Annotated in this window: 15 protein-coding genes; 10 read left to right on the top strand and 5 right to left on the bottom strand. The window is 72.0% G+C overall.

The window, feature by feature from the left end:
• Positions 1-25 precede the first annotated feature (25 nt).
• Positions 26-1,435, bottom strand: coding sequence for a TrkH family potassium uptake protein (locus FYW95_RS10845; protein ID WP_160050309.1), 1,410 nt, complete (start codon positions 1,433-1,435; stop codon positions 26-28).
• A gap of 255 nt (positions 1,436-1,690) precedes the next feature.
• The gene (locus tag FYW95_RS10840; protein WP_160050308.1) at positions 1,691-2,611 is read right to left on the bottom strand and encodes a cation diffusion facilitator family transporter; all 921 of its coding nucleotides are present in this window, start codon (positions 2,609-2,611) and stop codon (positions 1,691-1,693) included.
• A 110-nt stretch (positions 2,612-2,721) separates the two neighbouring features.
• Between FYW95_RS10840 and FYW95_RS10835 the strand changes: the two genes are divergently transcribed.
• From FYW95_RS10835 to FYW95_RS10825, 3 genes are all read left to right on the top strand, one after another.
• A complete protein-coding gene (locus tag FYW95_RS10835; RefSeq protein WP_201294806.1) occupies positions 2,722-3,057 on the top strand; it encodes a Cd(II)/Pb(II)-sensing metalloregulatory transcriptional regulator CmtR in 336 nt (111 codons plus the stop codon).
• Between the two features lie 684 nt (positions 3,058-3,741).
• Positions 3,742-6,954, top strand: coding sequence for an efflux RND transporter permease subunit (locus FYW95_RS10830; protein ID WP_160050307.1), 3,213 nt, complete (start codon positions 3,742-3,744; stop codon positions 6,952-6,954).
• 565 nt (positions 6,955-7,519) lie between these two features.
• Positions 7,520-8,347, top strand: coding sequence for a SigB/SigF/SigG family RNA polymerase sigma factor (locus tag FYW95_RS10825; RefSeq protein WP_236568090.1), 828 nt, complete (start codon positions 7,520-7,522; stop codon positions 8,345-8,347).
• A gap of 230 nt (positions 8,348-8,577) precedes the next feature.
• On the opposite strand, the gene FYW95_RS10820 is transcribed toward FYW95_RS10825, so the two are convergent.
• Positions 8,578-9,075, bottom strand: coding sequence for a hypothetical protein (locus FYW95_RS10820; RefSeq protein WP_159945244.1), 498 nt, complete (start codon positions 9,073-9,075; stop codon positions 8,578-8,580).
• A 356-nt stretch (positions 9,076-9,431) separates the two neighbouring features.
• Between FYW95_RS10820 and FYW95_RS27670 the strand changes: the two genes are divergently transcribed.
• Positions 9,432-9,599 carry a hypothetical protein gene (locus tag FYW95_RS27670; RefSeq protein ID WP_201294805.1) on the top strand — a complete coding sequence of 56 codons (168 nt, stop codon included), beginning with the start codon at positions 9,432-9,434 and terminating at the stop codon, positions 9,597-9,599.
• Positions 9,600-9,633: 34 nt separating this feature from the next.
• Here FYW95_RS27670 and FYW95_RS10815 read toward each other — a convergent pair whose 3' ends face one another.
• Positions 9,634-10,095, bottom strand: coding sequence for an ATP-binding protein (locus FYW95_RS10815; protein ID WP_159945245.1), 462 nt, complete (start codon positions 10,093-10,095; stop codon positions 9,634-9,636).
• Positions 10,096-10,772: 677 nt separating this feature from the next.
• Here FYW95_RS10815 and FYW95_RS10810 point away from each other — a divergent pair.
• The 6 genes from FYW95_RS10810 (at position 10,773) to FYW95_RS10785 (ending at position 20,383) form a co-directional block, all read left to right on the top strand.
• Positions 10,773-12,371, top strand: a complete 1,599-nt coding sequence (locus tag FYW95_RS10810; RefSeq protein WP_236572164.1) for a family 2 glycosyl transferase — start codon at positions 10,773-10,775, stop codon at positions 12,369-12,371.
• Between the two features lie 558 nt (positions 12,372-12,929).
• Positions 12,930-13,910 (top strand): ABC transporter permease, encoded by a 981-nt coding sequence (locus FYW95_RS10805; RefSeq protein WP_159945246.1) that lies wholly within the window; start codon positions 12,930-12,932, stop codon positions 13,908-13,910.
• Positions 13,911-13,980: 70 nt separating this feature from the next.
• Complete coding sequence (locus FYW95_RS10800) at positions 13,981-14,892, top strand: ABC transporter permease (protein WP_160050306.1); 912 nt, start codon at positions 13,981-13,983, stop codon at positions 14,890-14,892.
• A gap of 13 nt (positions 14,893-14,905) precedes the next feature.
• Positions 14,906-17,113 (top strand): dipeptide ABC transporter ATP-binding protein, encoded by a 2,208-nt coding sequence (locus FYW95_RS10795; RefSeq protein WP_160050305.1) that lies wholly within the window; start codon positions 14,906-14,908, stop codon positions 17,111-17,113.
• 85 nt (positions 17,114-17,198) lie between these two features.
• Positions 17,199-18,905: an ABC transporter family substrate-binding protein gene (locus FYW95_RS10790; protein WP_159945249.1), complete on the top strand. Its 1,707-nt coding sequence runs from the start codon at positions 17,199-17,201 to the stop codon at positions 18,903-18,905.
• A 443-nt stretch (positions 18,906-19,348) separates the two neighbouring features.
• Positions 19,349-20,383, top strand: coding sequence for a pectate lyase family protein (locus FYW95_RS10785; RefSeq protein WP_160050304.1), 1,035 nt, complete (start codon positions 19,349-19,351; stop codon positions 20,381-20,383).
• Here the strand turns inward: FYW95_RS10785 and FYW95_RS10780 are convergent.
• The gene (locus FYW95_RS10780) at positions 20,376-21,206 is read right to left on the bottom strand and encodes a hypothetical protein (RefSeq protein WP_159945264.1); all 831 of its coding nucleotides are present in this window, start codon (positions 21,204-21,206) and stop codon (positions 20,376-20,378) included. The genes FYW95_RS10785 and FYW95_RS10780 overlap by 8 nt on opposite strands.
• Positions 21,207-21,680 lie beyond the last annotated feature (474 nt).

Raw genomic sequence — 21,680 nt, 5'->3', positions numbered from 1 at the left:
GTCCTGCCTTTCTGTGCCGGAGGGCTCAGCCGATGATCGGCCGCGCCTTGGCGAGATCGTAGCGACGAGGGCGGTCGCGGAAGGCGAGCGCCGTCACGAAGGTGATGGGACCGATGCGCCCGGCCACCATGAGGATGGCCAGCAGGGTCTGCGTCCACGGGGGCAGGTCCGGGGTGATGCCGGTGGACAGGCCGACCACGCCCACGGCCGATACCACCTCGAACATGATCGGCATCAGACCGAACTCCGTGGTGCGCACCAGCAGGACCGTGGTGAAGGCCACCACCGTCGCGGACAGGAACACCAGGCTCAGCGACTGCCGGACCACCTCGGGCGAGAGCTGGCGGCCGTACACGTGCACCTTGTCCTGGGCGCGCACCTCGGCCCACACGACCAGGAAGATCACGGCGAGGGTGGCCACCTTGATGCCCCCGGCCGTTCCGGCGCTGCCGTTGCCGACGAACATGAGCATGATCGTCACCAGCAGCGTGGCGTCCCCCATCTGTCCGGTGTCCACGACGTTGAGGCCGCCGCTGCGGGGCATCACGCCGTGGAAGAAGCCGTCGGTGAGCCGGGCCCACCAGTGCAGCTGGCCGAGCGTGGCGGGGTTGTTCCACTCCAGTCCGGTGATCACGATCGCGCCCGCCACGAACAGGATCGAGGCGGTGGTGACCGTGAGCTTGGTGTGCAGGCTCCACAACCGCGGGGTGCGGAACTGACGGCGCAGCTCCATCAGGACCGGGAAGCCGATTCCGCCGAGGATCACCGCGAAGGCCACCGGCAGCAGGATGAACGCGTCGCCGGAGAAGCGGGTCATGCTGTCGTCGTACAGGGACAGGCCGGCGTTGTTGAAGGCCGAGATCGAGTGGAAGAAGCCCGAGTAGACGGCCTCCCCGAAGGGCATGTCGTAGCCCAGCCACATCCGCGGGGTGATCAGCAGGAACGTGATCCCCTGCAGGGTCAGGAAGATGATCGCCACCCGGCTGACCACGCCGCGCACGTCGCCCACCCACAGGCTGCGGGTCTCGGCCTGCACGTTGAGCTGCATGCGCAGCCCGAAGCGGTGGACCATCGCGGTGCCCAGCAGCGAGGCCAGGGTCATGATGCCCATGCCCCCGGCCTGCATGAGGACCAGGAGGATCCCCTGGCCGAAGCCGTTGAGGTCGTTGCCGACGCTGATCACGCTCAGCCCGCAGACCGCGAGCGAGGTGGTGGCGCTGAAGAAGGCCTCGACGAAGGTCAGCCCCTCGGGGCCGGTGGTGGCCAGCGGGGTCATCAGCAGACCGGTGCCCACCAGGTCCACGGCGATGAAGGCCATGAGGAAGACCCGGGCCGGCTTGCGCCAGCCCCGGGGCTCCCGGGTGGAGCGCGAGTCCAGCCGCATCCGCAGCCGCATCCGGGCCGTCCGGCGGGGAAGGCGCCAGCTGTGCAGCATTCCGCGAACGACGCGGGTGCCCGCTCTCGGCGGTCGCGTACTCACCGCTGTCCGGGGGTGGGGAAGGCTGCCACGGTTCCTCCTTGTCGGCTGGCCGCGTGGAATTGTGCCAGAACGTTCCGATCGTGGCACGTCGACGGCCCGCCCAGCATCGTAATCCCCGGTGGTGACTGCTGAGGTGCCCGTGGCGGGACGCCGTTCCGGAACCGGGGAGCCGGACGGGCGGGAGGGACGGGAACGCCGGAGAACGCCTTCTCAGGCGTGCCGGGCGCCCTCGTGTTCGGCGTGGCCGGGCGGTTCGAGTTGCAGGGTGGAGTGCTCGACGTCGAAGTGGCCGGTGAGGCAGGCGTGAAGTTCGTCCAGCATCCGGCCGCTGTCGCCCAGGTGTTCCTCGGCCACCACCACGTGCGCCGACATCACGGGCACCCCGGAGGTGATCGTCCACGCGTGCAGGTCGTGTACGTCGAGCACCGCGGGGTGTCCGAGCAGGTGGTCGCGCACCTCCGCCAGGTCCATGTCCTTGGGGGCGGCCTCCAACAGGATGTGCACGGCCTCGCGCAGCAGAGCCCAGGCCCGGGGGACGATGATCGCGGCGATGCCCAGTGACACCAGGGTGTCCACCCGGGTCCATCCGGTGAACCAGACCACGGCCCCGCCCGCGATGACCCCGACCGAGGCCAGGGCGTCACCCACGACCTCCAGGTAGGCCCCCTTGACGTTGAGGCTCTCCCGGGCGCCCGAGCGCAGCACGAACAGCGCGCCGACGTTGACGACCAGGCCGACGGCGGCGACCACGACCATCCCGGCGCCGGACACGTCGGCGGGCCTTTGCAGCCGTTCCACCGCCTCCACCACGATGAACGCGCACAGGACGAACAGCACCAGCGCGTTGACGGCGGCGGCGAGGATCTCCGCGCGCTGGTAGCCGAAGGTGCTCCGGTTGGTGGCGGGCCGCGCGGCGACCCACACCGCGGCCAGGGCCAGGGCCACCCCGAAGGAGTCGGTGACGGTGTGCCCGGCGTCGGCGAGCAGGGCCAGGCTGCCGCTGAGGGCCGCGCCGAGCACCTGGACCACGGCGACGGCGAGCATCATCGCCAGGACCGCCGCCAGACGTCTGCTGTTGGCCGCTCCCGCGGTGACCCCGTGCCCGTGTCCGTGGCCGTGTCCTGCGCCCATCGGTCCCCCGTCCCGCTCTCGCCCGCCGCTTCCGGCGGCACTCCTGATTCAGCCTTCACTGTTTATACAGTCTGGACTGTCCATACAGCAAAAGCTGTACAATGATTTTCATGTTGACTTCCGAGCAGCGCCTGTCCGCCATCCACAGACTCGGCCGCGCCCTGGCCGACCCCACCCGGTGCCGCCTGCTCCTGGCGCTCCTCGACGGTCCCCACTACCCCGCCGGGCTGGCCGAGCAACTGGGCCTGACCCGGCAGAACGTCTCCAACCACCTCGCCTGTCTGCGTGACTGCGGCCTGGTGCGCACCTCCGCCCGGGGTCGCCAGGTGAGCTACGCCCTCGTGGACGACTCCCTCGCCCACGCCCTGGAGGACCTGCTGGGCGTGGTCTGGGGCACCGCCCAGCCCCACGCCCCGGTGGAGGAGGGGGAGCGGCGGGCCGGCTGAGGGTTGACGCCGCTGGCGGTCCGGTCCCACACCCTCAGGATGTCCGAGCACAGGGCCCCTCTCCCGGTTGTCCACAGACCGATTCCTTCGGCCCCGACGCGCTCCTCGCCCCTCAGGGCTCCGCTCCCCGGTGGGACCGGAAACCGCGACTGTGACGTCCCTTACCCGCGAGGCCGCGCCGCGCCCGCGAAAAGACGCACCTCACCGTTTTCGGACACCACACGGACTCCGACTAAGGGATGAGTCCCCCGACTTTGGTCAGGAAGCCCCCTGACAGAAGGCTGACGCGACCCTGAGAGTCCCCCGGAAACCGGCAGGGGAGGCAGAACTCCCGATATAACGCGACGTATGGTGAGTAGTGCGCCCGACGGGCCCGCGCGGCCCGGAGCACGCGGCTGACACGGCCGCCCCGCGCCTCGCGGACGCACACCTTCCACACCACCACACGCCCACCGCCCGGCCGGAGCCGTGCGCGACGTGTGTTCCGACGGGCACCCGACACACGCTGGACGACACCCACCACGCGCGGCACGGCCATGGCCCGCAGCCCCATGGCCCGGCCCGCCGTGGTCCGCAGCGAAGCTAGGAGTGAGAACCTCTCATGTCCAGAACGGCCGCAAGCGCCCGTGCCACGGGCCGCCACCGGGCGGAGACCGCCGCCACCGGCACGGAGGGGGCGCGCACGTGAACCGCCTCTCGGTCATCTCACTCGGCAACCGCGCCCTGGTGCTGCTCATCACCCTCGCCGTCGTCTTCTTCGGCGTCCTCGCCGCGGTGTCGGCCAAGCGCGAACTTTTCCCCGAGGTCTCGCTCCCGATGGTGATGGTCACGGGCGACTACTCCGGCGCCACACCCCAGGTGGTGGAGGGGCAGGTCACCGAACCCCTGGAACAGGCCGTGCAGGGCGTGGAGGGCGTCACCACCGTCACCTCCACCTCCAGCACGGGTTCCGCCCAGATCATGGCGGAGTTCGACTACGGCAGGGACCAGGACGCACTGGTCCGCGAGACCCAGGTCGCAGTGGACCAGGTCGCGGCCATGCTCCCCGAGGGCGTCGACACCTCGGTCATGTCCATGAGCACGGACATGTTCCCCGTCATGCTCCTGGCCGTCAGCTCCGAGGACGGCGACGACCAGGCCATGGCCTCCACCGTCGAGAACGTGCTCATCCCCGAGCTGGAGTCCGTCGACGGCGTGCGCTCGGCCGACCTGAGCGGTGTGCGCGAGCAGACCGTGCAGGTCACCCCGGACGAGGACGAGCTCGCCGACGCAGGCCTGACCGCCGAGGACCTCGCCCAGGCGATCGAGGGCAGCGGCGTGCTCATGGCCGGGGGCTCCGTCGAGGAGGACGGCCGGAGCCTGAGCGTGACCACGGGCCAGCGGCACACCTCCCTGGAGCAGATCGAGGAGCTGTGGATCCAGCCCTCGCAGAGCGCCGCCGCGCAGGGCACCGACCCGGCCGCCGCGATGGCCGGTGCCGCCCAGGCCGCTCCGCCCCCGCCGGTCCGGCTCTCCGAGGTCGCCGAGGTCGAACTCGTCACCGACGAGGCCAGCAGCATCGCCCGCCTCAACGGTGAGCCCAGCATCGCCCTGATGATCATGGCCACCCCCGACGGCAACACCGTCGACGTCTCCGACGGCGTCCAGGCCGTCCTGGACGAGCGGGGCGACCTCCTGGAGGCGGGTACCGACGTCTCCGTGGTCTTCGACCAGGCGCCCTTCATCAACGACTCCATCACGGACATGTTCGAGGCGGGCGCCTACGGCCTGGCCGCCTCGGTCCTGGTGATCCTCTTCTTCCTGTTCTCGATCCGCTCCACGCTGGTCGTCGCCGTCTCGATCCCGGTGTCGATCCTGGTGGCCTTCCTGGGGATGCAGGCCTTCGGGTTCACCCTGAACATGCTCACCCTGGCGGCCATCACCATCGCGATCGGCCGCGTGGTGGACGACTCCATCGTGGTCCTGGAGAACATCCGGCGCCACATGGACTACGGCAAGGAGCGCATGAGGGCGGTCAGGGACGGCGTGCGCGAGGTCGCCGTCGCCGTGGCCTCCTCCTCCTTCGCCACCATCGCGGTCTTCCTGCCGCTGGCCTTCGTCGGCGGCATGGCGGGCGAGATCTTCACGCCGTTCGCCGTCACCAGCGCCCTGGCGCTGGCGGGCTCGCTGGTGGTCGCGCTCACCATCACCCCGGTGCTGTGCTACTGGTTCATGCGGCCCAAGGACGTGGGCGGGGCCACCCAGGAGGAGGTCGAGCACGAGCAGAACGAGCGCGAGCGGCGCTCCGTGCTCCAGCGCGCCTACCTGCCCGTCATCCGCTGGATCACCACCAGGCGCAGGACCGCCACGGTCGTCACGCTGGCCGCGACCGTCCTGGTCTTCGGCGGCACGGTCGCCATGGCGCTCAACTCCGAGACCGACTGGATGGGCCAGGCCGAGCAGAACACCTACACCGTCGTGCAGGAACTGGAGCCCGGCACCTCCCTGGCGGCCGCGGACGCCGAGGCCGCCAAGGTGGAGGAGCTCCTGGCCGGGATGGCCTGGGTCGACAGCTACCAGACCAACGTCGGCGGCAACCCGCTGATGGGCGGCGGCGCCGACCAGATCGACTACACCGTCACCGCCGACCCCGACACCGACCAGCTGCGCAACCGCGAGGTGCTGCGCGCGGAGTTCGCCGAACTCGACACCGAGTACGAGCCGCGCCTGGACTCCAGCGGCGGCATGGGCGGTTCCGACATCGAGGTGCGCGTCACCGCCGAGGACCAGGACACCCTGGCCGAGGCCGCGGCGATGGTCGAGGACGAGCTGAGGGGCATCGAGGGCGCCGAGGACGTGGTCAGCGGCGTCTCCGCCTCCCAGGCCGCCCTGGAGGTGCGGGTGGACCGCGAGGAGGCCGCCGAGCGCGGCCTGAGCGAGGCCGCGGTCGGCCAGGCGGTCTCGGCCGCCTTCAACGGCCGCAACGTGGGCACCGCCACCATCGACGACATCCGCCGCGACGTGGTGATCCGCGTCCAGGACGCCCCGCAGACGGTCGGGGAGCTGGAGGACCTGCCGCTGGCCACGCCCGCGGGCGAGGTGGCCCTGGGCGAGGTCGCCGACGTGGAGGAGGTCCGGCAGCCGCCGGAGCTCACCCGCATCGACGGGGTGACCAGCACCACCGTGTCGGCCACGGCCACCGCCTCCGACCTGGGCGGGGTCAGCGCGCAGATCACCCGGTCCCTGGACTCGATGGACCTGCCCGAGGGCGCCACCGCCAGCCTGGGCGGGGTGAGCCAGGACCAGGCCGAGGGCTTCGCCCAGCTCGGGCTGGCGATGCTCGCCGCGATCGTCATCTGCTACCTGATCATGGTGGCGACGTTCAAGAGCCTGGCGCAGCCGCTCATGCTGCTGATCTCGGTCCCGTTCGCCGCGACCGGTTCGCTGGGCCTGCTCATGCTGACCGGAACCCCGATCGGCTCCGCCGCCCTGATCGGCATGCTCATGCTGATCGGCATCGTGATCACCAACGCCATCGTTCTGATGGACCTGATCAACCAGAACCAGAACCGGGGGATGCCGCTCGGCGAGGCGATCGTGGAGGGCGCCCGGCACCGTCTGCGGCCCATCCTCATGACGGCGGCGGGCACCATCGCCGCCCTGGTGCCGATGGCCACCGGGCTGGCCGGCGGCGGGGCGTTCGTCTCCGGCCCGGTCGCGATCGTGGTGATCGGCGGCCTGGTGACCTCCACCCTGCTCACGCTGATCCTGGTCCCGGTCCTCTACCAGCTGGTGGAGTGGACCCGCCAGCGCGGCGCGGCCCGCCGCCGGGCCCGGCGCGAGCGCAGGGCCGCGCGCCGGGGCGCCGGCGTGGAGAAGGAGTCGCGGACCGAGCGCGCCAGGCAGCCGGTCGGCTGACCCGGCGGCTGCCGCACACCGGGGCGTCCCGCGCACGGCGCGGGGCGCCCCCTCGCTGTTCGGGCGGTCCTCCCCGGCCACGGACGGCATCGGGCCCCTGTCCGAAAACGATCGGTGGGCCCCGCCGATCCTGCGAACATCATTTCCGTACATGTGTTCGCATTGCGGAAAAGGGAGGCAAGGGGTGTTTTGTCCCTCCTCTTCGAGGTATGCCGATGGAGTGCGCACGCATGGGTCGCCTCGCGGGACAGAGGAGGGCCGCCGCGCTTCGACGACCGGGGGTACAGGTCGCTGACGCGAGAGTTTTCCTCGAAAAAAACCGCTCTGACCTGCGCATATGTGGCAAACAGTTGCCGCACGACAACAAAATTTTGCTCTACGGCTTTTGAAGCCGTTTCTGAGGGAACGTACTGTGCGCACCACGATGGTCACCACTTGGTAACAGTCTTCCGACACCGACTGTGAGGGGTGGCACACCGCTGGGGCCTGCCAACCAGGCAGCTATACCAGGAACACAAAGGACAGAGCACCGGGGGGTTTTCTCTTGTCCGCTATCGCTTCCACCGTGTCCCAGAACACTGCCGACAACCTGCCTGTGATCCCGAGGCCGCGTCAGCCGGCCGAGGAGGTCTCCGCCGAGCAGCTGCTGTCCGAGCTCAAGGAGCTCGACGAGGACGACCCGCGGGCGGACGGACTGCGCGAACGCGTCGTCGTCCTCTACCAGCCGCTCATCAACAAGATCGCGCGCCGCTACGGGGGGCGGGGCGAGCCGCTGGAGGACCTGAAGCAGACCGCCATGGTCGGGCTGGTCAAGGCCGTGCGCGGCTACGACCCCGACCGGGGCAAGCCGTTCATCTCCTACCTGCTGCCCACCGTCACCGGCGAGATCAAGCGCCACTTCCGGGACCACACCTGGGCCGTGCGCGTGCCCAGGCGCCACCAGGAGAACCGCGTCAAGCTCCGCCGCATCACCGGGGAGTTCCAGCAGAAGAACGCGCGCACCCCCACCATCGCCGAACTGGCGGAGGAGATGGGGCTGCCCGAGTCCGAGATCAGCGAGCTCACCCAGGTCTCGGAGTCCTACCGCTCCCTGTCCCTGGACGCCCCGGACTCCTCCGACTCCGACGGGCAGGAGGGCGCCCGCCTGGAGGACCACCTGGGCAGTGAGGACGCCGCGCTGGAACGGGTCGTCGAACGCGAGTCGATCAAGCCCGCCCTGGCCCGCCTGCCCGAGCGGGAGCGCATGATCCTCCTGCTGCGGTTCTTCGGCGACCACACCCAGTCCGAGATCGCCGACCGCCTCGGCTACTCCCAGATGCACGTGTCCCGGCTCCTGGCCGGTGTGCTGGAGCAGCTGCGCAAGGAGGTCGGAACGGACGCCGCGCGCAACTGACGGTCCGTCTCCCCGCCGGAGGGCGCCACGGGGGCCGCACCCCGGCGGGGAACCGCGGACCGACGCCGCGCGGGACGTCGCTTCGGGGGCAGCGCGGTACCGCCGAGAACGAGGGTGGTGCCGCGCCGTTCCCGGGCCCCTCGCCCGCGCCTCCGCCGTGAACCGGACGGGTCGGCGGGGGAGCCGGCGGGTCCGCCGCGGGTTCGGGCCGCTCCGGTGCGGCACCGGAGTCAGGGGAGCGCGCGGAAGCCCCGCGCGTCCGCGCCGCCCAGCAGGTCCACGCTGAGCCACCTGCCGGGCAGCTCCGCGACGGGTACGTCCGCCTCCCGCACGATCCGCTCCACCGGCACGTCCAGCGGAGCGCCCGGCGGGTGCAGCGGTGTGACCAGCTCGGCCCTGTCCCCCACCGTGAGCAGTACGCGCACCGCGGTCCGGCCCCGGTGCCCGGCGGGCAGGGTGTAGGGCACGGTCACCCGCCAGCGCATGCTCGTCGGCAGGCTGTCGGGGGCGCGGAAGCCCCAGTACCAGGCCTCCTGGTCGGACATCTCCACCACCAGGGCCGACACGGGGACCTCGGCCTCCTCGTCCGCCGGGTTGAGCGTCCACCCCCGGCCCATCACGGCGTCCGCGGGACGCTGGGCCTCGTGCCGCCACCACTTGTGGCGCCGAAGGGCCAGGTACTCCTCGACCGGGCACCCGGTGCCCGCCCTGTCAGCTGTCTGGTCCACGGGGCGTACTCCTCCGCAGGGGTCGTGGATCGGCGCCCCGCGCACCGGTCGGTGCCGCCGCCACACGTCGGGTGAGGTGCCGCCAGCCCGCCCGGGGGAGGGAGGGCGCCGTTCACGAGGGGGTCCTCCCTCACCGTCTGCCCGTTCACGGCCGCCGCACGCGGGCGCGGCCGGGGGATGTGCGTCCGACGCGACACTCGGGGACACCGGGAGGACCCGACCGCCCGGGGCGGGCGTTCCCCACCCAAGGCGCCACTCGACGGCAGAACTCCACAGGAGTGGAGATAACGGTCGTGTCTCTGTGTCACCGGAGCGCCGATTTGTGCTATCCGCGCACTCCAGGCAGTCTGCGTTCCATGGACGAAACGAACAAGAGCCTCGACGACCTGGTCCGCGACGAGCTGGGCGGGGAACCGTCGCAGGCGGCCAAGGACTACGCGCGCGAACTCTACGAGCGCTTCCGCCTGCCCGCGCCCGCCGAGAGCGCGGCGGACCAGGCCCCGCCGGTCACCGCCGAGGAGTGAGCGCGGCCCCCGACGCGCGCGGACGGGCCCGCGCTCACTCCGGGTCCGCCGCCGGGGCGTCCGCGCGGTCCCACACGAGTTCGAACCAGACCTTGCGGCCCATGCCGTCGCCGCGCGGTTCGGTTCCCCACTTGTTGGAGAGCGCCTCGACCAGGTCCAGGCCCCGGCCGTGCTCGGCGGTGTCGTAGGGGTCCCGGTGCTGGGGTTCGGGGGACTCGTCCAGGTTGCCCAGGTCGCGCACCTCCACCCGCGCCCAGCCGGGCGCCACATGGACGCACACCTCGAACTTCCCGGTGGAGCGGCCCGAGGCGCTGTGCGTGATGGCGTTCGTGGCCAGCTCGCTGGTCAGCAGGGTGGCCGTGGTCAGCTCCGGTGACGCGGCCAGCTGGCGGGCGACGAACCTCCTCGCGTAGGCGATCTGGCTCGGCAGGCCCGGGAAGCGCCGCCGGACGGGTCCGGAGGCGGTCTCGGTGCTGTGCGGGGTTCGCTCTTCCATGGAATGCGCCGGGCGTTGCGGGAGTGCGGACGAGGGGGCCAGGACCTGGATCGGCCCCGTGTGCGCGGTGCCGTCCCCGGGGGCGGGGGCGTGCACGTGGCGCGCGGGACTGCGGGGTGCTGCGGTGTCACACATTGGGTTCACTCCCCGAGGACGTGTGTTCGCGGCGGGCATGGCAACGGGAGGTGCCGGGCCCTCGAAGGCGTCCGTGCCCGCACGGCGGGTCACGGCGCGTGGTCACACAGGTCGGTGCCCCCTGGGACAAGGAGGGACGCGGTTCCGAACCGCGGGGCGCGCGGTCTGAGGGCGGCGACGGGGGGATGGGGAGAAGCTGCGGGGCTTCACCCTGGTCGGTGGCGGTGCCTGGGAGCGGGCCGGAGCGGTCGGTCATGTCTGGTGGCGGATGTGCCCTACGACGCTGAAGGGCGTATTCGCGCTTAGCATACGCTCCGTGCCTCCCCGGAAACCCAGCCGACCTGGCTTGGCCAGCATAACCGCCCTGAGCTGGATAAAGGGGGTGGCCGGTCTGGTGATGCGGTCGATTCCGAGGAGATATCGGCCGAGTTTCGGAACTGGTGGGGCTTGTGAGCATGGGTAACGATTGGGTTAAGTGATCCGGAATTTTGACACTTCCTCCGGTCTTGCGCCCTTCACTCCAGACCAGACAGGGTGTGGACATGGCCTCCCGCCCGCCCGCGCCCCCCGGCCCCGGTATCGAGATCGACCGCTCCGTGCGCCTCGCCGACGAGGGGCACGTCCTCCTCGGCGGATGCCCGCCCCGGGCCGTGCGCCTGAGCCCGCGAAGGGTCAGCGCGCTCATCCGCTGGCTGAGCGGCTCCGCGCCCCGGGGCGCGGAGGAGGAGCGGTTCGCCCGCGCCCTGGTCCGCGCCGGTCTCGCCCATCCCCGCCCCGCGCCCCTGCCCCCGGGGGAGGACGTCGCGGTGGCCGTGGTCGGGCGGGCCGGACCCGGTGCGCTGGCCGCCACCCTGGACCGCCTCGCCGAACTCCACCCGCGCCTGCGCCCCGTGGTGGTCGGCGCCGAGGGCGCTGAGGCCTGGCAGGCCCGGCGCCGCGGCGCCCGCGTCGTACCGAGTCCGAGCGGGGGCGCTCGGGCCCGCGCCGCGGCCCTGCGCGCCTGCCGGACCGAGGTCGTCGCCCTGCTGGAGGCGGGCACGCGCCCCGCGGCGGGATGGCTGGACACCGCTCTGGGCCACTTCGCCGACCCCGGCGTGGCCGCCGTGGTGCCGCGCGTGCTGGCCGACCGCTCGCGCTGTCTGGGCCACCTGGAGATGACCGTCGCCGCGGTCGCCGCCTCCCGCGCGGGTCCCGACCTCGGTGCCGACCCCGCGCCCCTTCTGCCCTGGGGGCACGCGGGACCGCGTCAGCAGCGTCCGGGCGCGGTCAACGAACCCGCCGACCCGTTGCGTCCGGTGCCCTGCCTGGTGGTGCGCCGATCCGTGGCCGACCTGGACCCCGGCCTGGGCGCCGCCGCCGAACTCGACCTGCTGTGGCGGCTGGCGGAACAGGACTGGTCGGTGCGCTACGAGCCACGGGCCCGGGTCTGGGCGCCGCCGACCACGCGGCTGGGCGCCTACCTGCGCGACTGCTTCGTCTCGGGCTCCTGCGCCGGTCCCCTGGCGGCGGCCCGCGACGGGCGCGCCGCCGGTCCCGAGCTGCCCCTCGCCGGAGCGGCGGGTCTGGTCCTGGCGGCGTTCGGCCGCCCCGGCGCCGCACTGGCGGCGGGGGTCCTGGGCGGCGCGGCGGTGACCGCCGCGCTGGCGGCCGGTGGGCGCACACCGCTTCCCGACGCGGTGCGCCTGGCCGGGGCCGACCTGGCGTACACCGCGCGCACGGCCACCCGCGCGATCCGCGCGTCCTGGTGGCCGGTGGCCGCCGCGGCCGCGGCGGGTGGCGCGGCCGCCTGGCGGCGGGGCGACGGCACCGCCCGGGCGGGACGCCTCGCGCTGGCGGCGGGGGCCGCCCTGGCGCTGCCCCACCTGGCGGCCTGGCGCCGGGGGAGGGGCGCGGCCCTGACCGGTCCGCTGGCCTGGACCGCGCTGGGAATGGCGGGCGACGCCGCCCGTTCACTGGGCACCTGGTGGGGGATGGCCCGAGCGCGCTCCGCGGCGCCGCTGGTCCCCCGGATCCGGCCGACGGCGGCGTTCGGCGCGGCCCCCTCCGTGCCGCGACGGGACCTTCTCCGGCCTTTCCCGGTGCGCCCGGGAGCCCCGCCGGGCCCGAGGGCGAGGGGGCCTGAGCCCGCGGGGCCCGGGTGAGGAGGAGAAGTTTTCGGCCGTTTTCCCCAGGAGTCGGAAGCCGTTCGGGAGGTGCGGCCAGGTCGGTGAGCCGTATTTCGTGTCCATGTCATGGAACGGCGGCCGAAAAGACCTCCCGACGGCCCTTCGTTGTGATGATGCGGTCCGACCGGCGCCCGTCTTCCGTGCGAAAGCGTGTTTATCCTGGTCATAGCTGGTATGGTCACGATTCCGCACATGGTCATCGCAGTGGGTGCGAATCTTGACAAACTGTCTGTAACCTCCTGCTTAAACGGGCACCGTTGTCTTTTCTTGATGCGGTGGTTACCGTCGAGTGTCTAGTGCTGTCGCAGACTCTTGACATTCCGGTCACAGAACGTGAACCGGGGCGTACGTGTGTTTCGGCAGCCACCGGGAGGTACTCCCACCCGTGGTCGCGGAATCGCGAGGGCCCGGCGATGCCATTCACCAGTGGCATGCCCGTTGGGCGCTTCGGACCGTGACCTCAGGTGTCACCCGGTGACAACCGTGCACCAACAGGGCGAACGCCGGGCTCGGCTATGAGGTTCGGAGACAGTTTTGGGTAAGTTCCTGGCCAGACGGCTGTTGAACTACGTCGTACTGGTCTTTCTCGCGACGAGTTTCGCCTACCTGCTCGCCGCGACCAACCTCTACCCGCGCGGCTACTTCGAGCAGATGCAGCCACCGCCCACACCCGAGGCGGTCAACGCCCAGCTGGACGCGCTCAACCTCAACGACCAGACCCCCCTGGCCCAGCGCTACACCACCTGGCTCGGCGGCGTGCTCCAGGGCGACTTCGGCCGGACCATCCAGGGCGGCGACGTCACCGACCAGATGTGGATGAAGGCGGGCGTCACGCTGCGCCTGATCACCGTCGCCACCCTCCTGGGCAGCGCCATCGGTATCGCCGTGGGCGCCTACGCGGCGGTGCGCCAGTACCGCAGGTTCGACAAGGCGGCCACGGGCGTCTCCTTCTTCGTGCTGTCGGTCCCCACGGTCGTCATCGCGCTCGTCGTCCAGGTACTGGCCGTGGCGATCAACGACGGACTCGGCTTCCAGCTGCTGCGCTACTCGGGCGAGTACTCGGCGGGCTTCGACGGCGCCTGGTGGGAACTCCTGGGCAACCGGATCCACCACGCGATCCTGCCCACCTTCGTGCTGGCCGTCGCGCTGTTCGCCGCCTTCGCCCGCTACCAGCGCAACATGATGCTCGACGTGCTCAACGCCGACTTCGTGCGCACCGCCATGGCCAAGGGGCTCACCCGCAGGAGGGCGCTGCTGCGGCACGCCCTGCGCACCGCGCTGATCCCCACCATCACCTACTTCACCTTCACCTTCGGCGCGCTGGTGTCGGGGGCGACCTTCACCGAGAAGATCTACGGCTGGCACGGCATGGGCGCCTGGCTGATCGACTCCATCTTCCGCCAGGACGTCCACGTGGTCGCCGCCGTCTCCTGGTTCATGGCGGTCACCATCATGGCGGCCTCCTTCCTCTCGGACATCCTCTACGCCTGGCTCGACCCGAGGGTGCGGGTGTGACCGCGACCCTCCCCGCCGCCCGCACCGTTCCACCGCGCGCGACCGCGCCCGTCCGGCTGGAGACCACGCCATGAGCACGATCGAGAAGAGCACGGAGCCCGCCGAGGCGCCGACCGTGCCCCCGGCTCCCAACCGGCTCAGGGACGTCACGCGCCAACTGCTGGCCACCCGGCGCGTCCTCGTCGGCATCGGTATCCTCGCCCTGCTCGCCGTCCTGGCCTTCGTCGGGCCGCTGGTCAGCGGCTGGGAGGTGGGCCAACGCGACTTCGGCGCCCTGCTGGAGGAGCCCAGCGCCGACCACTGGATGGGTACCAACCGCACCGGACAGGACATCTTCACCCAGAGCACCGCGGGCCTGCAGAAGTCCCTGCTCATCGGCCTGCTGGTCGCCCTGCTCTCCACCGGCGTGGCCGCCCTCGTGGGCGCCTTCGCGGGCTACTTCGGCGGAGTGACCGACAAGGCCCTGATGTGGGTCGCCGACCTGGCGCTGGTCCTGCCCAGCTTCGTCATCCTCGCCATCCTGTCCAAGCACTTCGTGGGCCAGGGCGGCTGGCTGGTCCTCGTCATCCTGCTCGCCGCGTTCAGCTGGATGGTCACCTCCAAGATGGTCCGGGGCCTGACCATCTCCCTGCGCGAACGCGAGTACATCCACGCCGCGCGCTTCATGGGCGTGCCACCGCACCGCATCATCCTGCGCCACATCCTGCCGAACATGTCCTCACTGCTCATCGCGGACGCCACGATCATGGTCAGCGCGGCCGTCATCGGCGAGACGGCGCTGAGCTACTTCGGCCTGGGCGTGCAGTCACCCGACATCAGCCTCGGCGTGGTCATCGCCGCGGGATCGTCGTTCGCCACCACCGCGCCGTGGATGTTCGCCTTCCCCACGGTCCTGCTGGTGCTGATGGTGCTGGCCGTCAACATGATCGGGGACGGGCTGCGCGACGCGCTCGACCCCATGTCCACGTCGCGCCGTTCCTAGGGGAGGCACACACATGAGCACGAACACCGTCGCCACGGCCGAGGCCGCCTCCGCGGAGCCCGCCGAGGAGGCCCCGGTCCTGGAGGTCACCGACCTCGCCGTCACCTTCCCCGGCCTGAACGGCAACCCGGACGTACACGCCGTTCGCGGGGTCAGCTACGCCGTGCGCCGCGGCGAGGTGCTGGGCATCGTGGGCGAGTCCGGCTCGGGCAAGTCCGTCTCCTCCATGGCCGCCATGGGGCTGCTGCCCGACCACGCCCGGATCACCGGCTCGGTCCGCCTGCACGGCGAGGAGATCCTCGGCCTGGACGACCGCGCCATGGCGCGCAGGCGCGGCCGGGTCATCTCCATGGTCTTCCAGGACCCGCTGTCCGGCCTCACCCCCGTGTACACGGTGGGCGACCAGCTCGCCGAGGCCGTCCTCATCCACGCCCCCCGCATGTCCGGGGCCGCGGCGCGCGCCCGGGCCGTCGAACTCCTCGACCTGGTCGGCATCCCCAACGCCGAACAGCGCTACCGCTCCTTCCCGCACGAGTTCTCCGGCGGCATGCGCCAGCGCGTCATGATCGCCATGGCGATGGCCAACAACCCCGACGTCATCATCTGCGACGAGCCCACCACCGCCCTGGACGTCACCATCCAGGCGCAGATCCTGGACCTGCTGCGCACCGCCCGCCGCGAGACCGGCGCCGCCATCGTGATGATCACCCACGACCTCGGCGTGGTGGCCGGGTTCGTCGACCGGGTCCTGGTCATGTACGCGGGCCGCCCGGTCGAGACCGGCACCGTCGACGACGTCTACTACCGCAGCCGCATGCCCTACACCATGGGCCTGCTCGGCGCCGTGCCCCGCATGGACCTGGCGGACCAGAGCGCCCTCGTCCCGATCCAGGGCACCCCGCCCTCCCTGTCGGACCTGCCGCCCGGCTGCCCCTTCGCGCCGCGCTGCCCCATCGCCCAGCCCGAGTGCGAGCTGACCGAACCCGCGCTCCTGGCCATCGGCGACCAGCCCTCCGGCGCGGAGATCCGTGCCGGGGACGCCGAGGGCGCCGGGGCGGGCACCGCAGGGACCCCCGGTGCCGCGGACACCACCCAGCGGGTGGCCTGCGTCCGCTCCGGCGAGATCACCGACCAGGGGTGGACCGCCCAGGACATCTACCCGGTGCCGGACATCCCCGCCTCCCCCCTCGCGGAGGTACCGCGCGAGGAGCGCCCCGAGGTGCTGCGGGTCAGCGACCTCGTCAAGCACCACCCCCTGACCAGGGGCGCGGTGTTCAAGCGGCGCGTGGGCACGGTGTACGCGGTGGACGGCATCGACTTCGACATCCGCGAGGGCGAGACCCTGGCCCTGGTCGGCGAGTCCGGCTGCGGCAAGTCCTCCACCCTGATGGAGATCATGGGCCTGGAAGCGCCCCAGCGCGGCAGCGTCTCCGTGATGGGCCGCGACACCGCGACCCTGGGCCGCTCCGACCGCTTCGCCCTGCGCCGGGACATGCAGGTCGTCTTCCAGGACCCGATGAGCTCCCTGGACCCGCGCATGACGGTCTTCGACATCCTCGCCGAGCCGCTGCGCACCCACGGCCGCCCCGCCGCCGAGGTCACCCGGCGCGTGTACGAGCTGATCGACCTGGTCGGCCTCAACACCGAGCACGCCACCCGCTTCCCCGCCCAGTTCTCCGGCGGCCAGCGCCAGCGCGTCGGCATCGCCCGGGCCCTGGCCCTGGAACCCCGGCTGCTGGTCCTGGACGAGCCGGTCTCGGCCCTGGACGTGTCCATCCAGGCGGGCGTGGTCAACCTGCTCCAGGAACTCCAGGCGCGCCTGGGCCTGGCCTACCTGTTCGTGGCCCACGACCTGTCGGTGGTCCGCCACATCGCGGACCGGGTCGCCGTCATGTACCTGGGACGGATCGTGGAGATCGGCGACACCGCCTCCCTCTACGCCCGGCCCGCCCACCCCTACACCCAGGCGCTGCTGTCGGCGATCCCCCTCCCCGACCCGGAGAAGGAGCGCGCGCGCACGCACATCGTCCTGAGGGGCGACCTGCCCAGCCCGGCCGACCCGCCCTCGGGGTGCCGGTTCCGGACCAGGTGCCACAAGTTCCCCACCCTGTCCGCCCCCGACCAGGAGCGGTGCACGACCGTCGAACCGCGGGTCGCGGCCACCAACGGTGGCGACCAGGCGGCCGCCTGCCACTTCGCCGAGCGCCGGACGGGTGTCTGAGGCCCGGCGGCCGGCGGGTACCACGGGCCGGCGCCTCCCCGTGCGCCGGCCGCCCCACCCCTATCCCCACTGGAGGAGAGTTCCCATGCGCACAGGCAAGGCGCGTTATCTCGCACCCGCGGCGGTACTGGTCATGCTGGCCACCGCCTGCGGCGGCGGTGGCGGTGAAGACGACCGCGAGGAAGCCCAGGAGCAGGCCGCGGCCCTGCCCGCGGAGGACCTCAACCCCGCGCCCCGCGAGGAGCTCAAGGAGGGCGGCACCTTCGTGTGGGCCCTCAGCGCCTACGACGAGCAGCACAACATGTGGCACGTCCAGGGCAACCAGGCCAACGTGCGCCGGGTGGCCGCCGCAGTGCTGCCCAACCCGACCCGTTACGACGAGGAGGGCGTGGCCTCGCCCAACACCGACTTCGTGCTCGACTACGGTGTGAGCGAGGACGGCCTGGAGGTCTCCTACGAGCTCAACCCCGACGCCGTGTGGTCCGACGGCGAGCCCGTCACCGCCGAGGACTACCGGGCCCAGGTCGAGACCGTCAGCGGGAAGCGCGAGGGCGACTGGGAACTCGGCGGCACCGCCGGGTACGACCAGATCACCGAGTTCGTCCCGGGCGAGGACGAGTACTCCTTCACGCTGAGGTTCGACGAGCCCTACGCCGAGTGGCCCTCGCTGTTCTCCCCGCTCTACCCCAAGGCGTACATGGAGGACGACGAGCTCTTCAAGGAGGGCTACGTCAAGGACTACCCCGTCACCGCCGGGCCCTTCGGCGACGTGGAGTTCGACGACGTCGCCGAGCGCATCAGCATCAGGAAGAACGAGGACTGGTGGGGCACCGAGCCCCTGCTGGACGAGATCATCTTCGACGCCATGGCCATCGACGCCATGGCCGGAGCCTTCAACAACGGGGAGATCGACGGCTTCTACCTCGGCTACGACGCCGCCGGCTACGAGCTGCTCAAGGACCGCGAGGGCACCTACTTCACCGAGGCGGTCAACCACGGCCACCGGTTCGCCTCGCTCAACGGCGCCAGCCCCAACCTGGAGGACGTGCGCGTGCGCCACGCGGTCGCCCTGGGCCTGGACCGCGACGCCCTGGCGGAGGTCGCCCTCGGCGCCATCGACTGGCCCATCACCGGTGAGGTCAACCGGCTGCTGCGCTCCAGCCAGTACGGCTACCAGGACAACAGCGAGGGGTACGGGGAGTACGATCCCGAACGCGCCGCGGAGCTGCTCGACGAGGCCGGGTGGACCCTGAAGGACGGCGACGAGTTCCGCACCAACGAGGACGGCGAGACCCTGACCCTGGACTGGGTGGCCTCCGACGACATGGCCATCGCCCAGGACGAGGCCGAGATCGGCCGCGACATGCTCGCCGAGATCGGCGTCGAGGTCAAGGTCCAGCAGGTTCCGAGCAACGCCCTGTTCTCCGAGTACGTCATCCCCGGCAACTACGAGGTCGCCACCTACGTGCTGGTCGGCTCCAACCCCTACGCGGGCGACGCCAAGGAGAACTACGGCATGCCCAACGAGGACGGGGAGTGGGGCAACAACCTCGCCCGCACCTCGACCGAGGAGATCGACCAGAAGTTCGACGAGATGCGGGCCGAGACCGACCCGGACCGCTACGCCGAACTGGCCAACGAGATCGACCGCCTGCTGTGGGAGGAGGTCGTGACCATTCCCTTCTTCGAGCGCCCGGGCCTGTACGTTATGGACGAGGACCTGCACAACTGGGGTGAGTACGGCCTGGCCTCCGACTACGTGTACGAGGACATCGGCTGGGCCGCCGAGTAGGACCGCGGTGACCCCGCCTCCGGTGCGCTGAGCACCCGGGTCGCCGACCGGGCGCCGCTCCCCCCGGGGAGCGGCGCCCCCGCTCGTGTCCGGGCCCGTGTCCCGGCGGGGGACACCCCGTGGTCCCCGCGCACTCCGCGGATCCGGGCTTCCCGGGCACGACACGCCGGTGCGGGTTGGGCCCCGTGACCCGGCTGTGGCAAGGTCTAGACAGGTTTCCCGGGATCCGCGCCCCGCTTCGGTCCGCGTCCGGGGTCCCCGTGGGGTGACAGTTCCCTCGACGCCCCACGGCGCCCCGCGGACCCCTCGGGCAGGGCCCCGTCCGACCAACGGTCCTGGGTGTTCCCCGACACACGCCCCACCGCGCGCAGCCCCTGACGCGGCGGTGTGAGCGGGGCGCGCCCCGCCCTCCCCCTCACGCCCCGCTCGTTGGAAAGCCCTCGATGAGACCCCAACCGATCGCCGCCGCGACCGCGGCGGCGCTGTTGTGCGCCGCCCTGACCTCCTGTACCCCCCGGGAGGAGGACGCGGCGCCGGACCCGCCGACCATCGCCGCGGCCGACCCGCAGACCACCGAGGCCGACGAGGCCAGCCCCCCGCCGCGGGCGGACGCCGCCGAGCAGGCCTCCGCGGCGGTGGGCTGGGCGGCCCAGCCCCTGGAACGCGACGGACAGCGGTACCCGGGAGTGGTCGGCGGGGCCCGGGGTGAGACCGTCACCGCCGCCGACGGCAGGGAACTGGCCGCCTACCTCGCCGCCGAGGAACCGCTCACCGTGCGGGTCAGCGGCCGGATCAACCTGGGCGGCCAGGTCGAGGTCGGTTCGGACAAGACCCTGGAGGGTACGGAGGGCGGCGCCGAACTGACCGGGGGACGCCTGGTGGTCGACGGTTCCAGCAACGTCGTCCTGAGCAACCTGGAGATGGACACCCGGTCCACCGCCGTCGCCGTACGCGGCGGGGCCCACCACGTGTGGGTGGACGGCTCCACCTTCTCGGGCGGCGGCGCCGCGCCCCTGGTCTCGGTCACCGACGGCGCCGACCACGTCACCCTGTCCTGGAACCGCTTCACCGACGCCGAGGCCGCGGTCACCATCGGCGGCGAGGAGGAGGAGCCGGGCGCGCTGCGGGTCACCCTGCACCACAACTACTTCGACGGAACCGGAGCACACCACCCCCTCGCCCGGTTCGCCGAGCACGTGCACGTGTTCAACAACTACTTCCGGGCCACCCCGGAGCACGGGGTGGAGTCCGCCCACGGAGCCAACGTCCTGGTGGAGGGCAACTACTTCGAGAACGCCGGGCTGTCGGTGTCGACCACGGCCGAGGAGCCCGGCAACGCGGCCACCCGCGACAACCTCCTGGTGGACACCGAACAGCCCGACCTGCGCGGAACCGTGCCCGACCCGCCCTACGCCTACGACACGGACGACACCACCCGGGTGCCCGACCTGGTCGCCGCCCGAGCCGGGGTCAGCTGAACGCGTGGTACTCGTAGCTCTCCCCGACGCCGTCCTGTGTGCGATAGTCGAGTCTGCGCGGGTACCCCTGCCGGTCGATCCACAGGTCGAACCCGGCCCCCTCCACGGAAGTGAGGGTGTTGCGGCGGGCCTCGGCGTCGTAGCCGCCCAGCATCGCCGTGAAGGTACCGGTGTAGTGGTAGGCGCTGTGCGTGCTGCGCAGCCCCGGCCACTCCAGGCGCACCTCCTCCAGCCCGGCCAGCTCCAGGTCGGAGGAGGTGTCGAGCACCTCGCGCAGTTTGGCCGAGCCGAAGTCCCGTGAGCACAGGTACCGGTCGGCCGCGCTGGGCGGGTCCAGGAGTTCCAGGCCCCGGTCGGCGGTCATCATGAACTGGCCGCCGCCCACGTCGTAGCGGTACACGTCCCGGCCCTCCTCCGTGGTGAAGGAGTGGTCGAACTCCGGCTCGGCCCCGGCCTCGTACACCGCGCTTCCCCGGCCCGCCTCGCGGGGTCCGGGGTCCCCGGGTCCGGAACCGCCGTCGTAGACGCTGAAGGTCAGGTGGAAGGCCGAGGAGCCCTCCACCAGCTCCACGGAGGCGGCCAGGTAGGCCTCGGCGTCCTCGGGGGAGACCCCGTCGGAGACCGTCTCGCTACGGGGCGTCCGGGACTCGGGGCCGTCGGCGGCCTCGGGCGCCCGCAGCGGGACGCCCACGGCCAGCCGCGCCACACCCCACCCGCTGGCGACCACGGCCAGGCAGACCAGGACCACGAGTGCGGAGACCAGCCAGTGGGGCCGCTCCTCGGGGGCGGAGGGCTGCTCCTCGGAGTCAAAGGTGTGCGGCATCGACGAAATCGACACGGCCTGGGCCTCGATTCTGCGGATCGGCGCGCGCAATCGCGGGGGGTCGGCGGATCGTTCTGCTGGGGGCGGAGGTTGGTGTCTGGTACGACGCGGTGACGCAGCGTTCCGTTCGATCGTCGCACGCGCCCCCGGCGTCCCTCCGACCGGGAGCCCGGTCGGACGGGTCGGTGCGGACCGGCCGGTGCGGACCAGCCGCGGGCGGGCCGGGGGGAGGGCGCCGCGGCACTCCGTCACCGGACCGGGCGAACCCTGCCCCGGGCCGCCGTAAGGCTCCGGGAAGGCCGCGCCGGAAAAGGGATCCGGGCAGCTCACCCGGACACGGCCGCCACGGGGCCATCCGGGACGCCCGATGTGCCCCGGGCCCCGGCCCGGGCCCGGACACGCTCCGCCCCGACACCGGCGGGCCCGTGGCAGCGGCCTCCGGAGCGGGGCGGTGCCCGCCGCCGGGCCTGAGGT

The organism is Nocardiopsis sp. FR4 (genome assembly GCF_009830945.1).
GTDB lineage: Bacteria > Actinomycetota > Actinomycetes > Streptosporangiales > Streptosporangiaceae > Nocardiopsis.
Note: the sequence above shows the minus strand (reverse complement) of the source record. Positions and strands in the feature narration are given on the sequence as shown.

What these genes read in the sequence shown, in the direction of transcription:
- FYW95_RS10795 (WP_160050305.1), top strand. Translation starts at nt 14,906, where the DNA reads ATGAGCACGAACACCGTCGCCACGGCCGAGGCCGCCTCCGCGGAGCCC.
- FYW95_RS10840 (WP_160050308.1), bottom strand. Translation starts at nt 2,611, where the DNA reads ATGGGCGCAGGACACGGCCACGGACACGGGCACGGGGTCACCGCGGGA.
- FYW95_RS10785 (WP_160050304.1), top strand. Translation starts at nt 19,349, where the DNA reads ATGAGACCCCAACCGATCGCCGCCGCGACCGCGGCGGCGCTGTTGTGC.
- FYW95_RS10810 (WP_236572164.1), top strand. Translation starts at nt 10,773, where the DNA reads ATGGCCTCCCGCCCGCCCGCGCCCCCCGGCCCCGGTATCGAGATCGAC.
- FYW95_RS10790 (WP_159945249.1), top strand. Translation starts at nt 17,199, where the DNA reads ATGCGCACAGGCAAGGCGCGTTATCTCGCACCCGCGGCGGTACTGGTC.
- FYW95_RS10780 (WP_159945264.1), bottom strand. Translation starts at nt 21,206, where the DNA reads ATGCCGCACACCTTTGACTCCGAGGAGCAGCCCTCCGCCCCCGAGGAG.
- FYW95_RS10835 (WP_201294806.1), top strand. Translation starts at nt 2,722, where the DNA reads ATGTTGACTTCCGAGCAGCGCCTGTCCGCCATCCACAGACTCGGCCGC.
- FYW95_RS27670 (WP_201294805.1), top strand. Translation starts at nt 9,432, where the DNA reads ATGGACGAAACGAACAAGAGCCTCGACGACCTGGTCCGCGACGAGCTG.
- FYW95_RS10845 (WP_160050309.1), bottom strand. Translation starts at nt 1,435, where the DNA reads ATGCTGCACAGCTGGCGCCTTCCCCGCCGGACGGCCCGGATGCGGCTG.
- FYW95_RS10815 (WP_159945245.1), bottom strand. Translation starts at nt 10,095, where the DNA reads ATGGAAGAGCGAACCCCGCACAGCACCGAGACCGCCTCCGGACCCGTC.
- FYW95_RS10800 (WP_160050306.1), top strand. Translation starts at nt 13,981, where the DNA reads ATGAGCACGATCGAGAAGAGCACGGAGCCCGCCGAGGCGCCGACCGTG.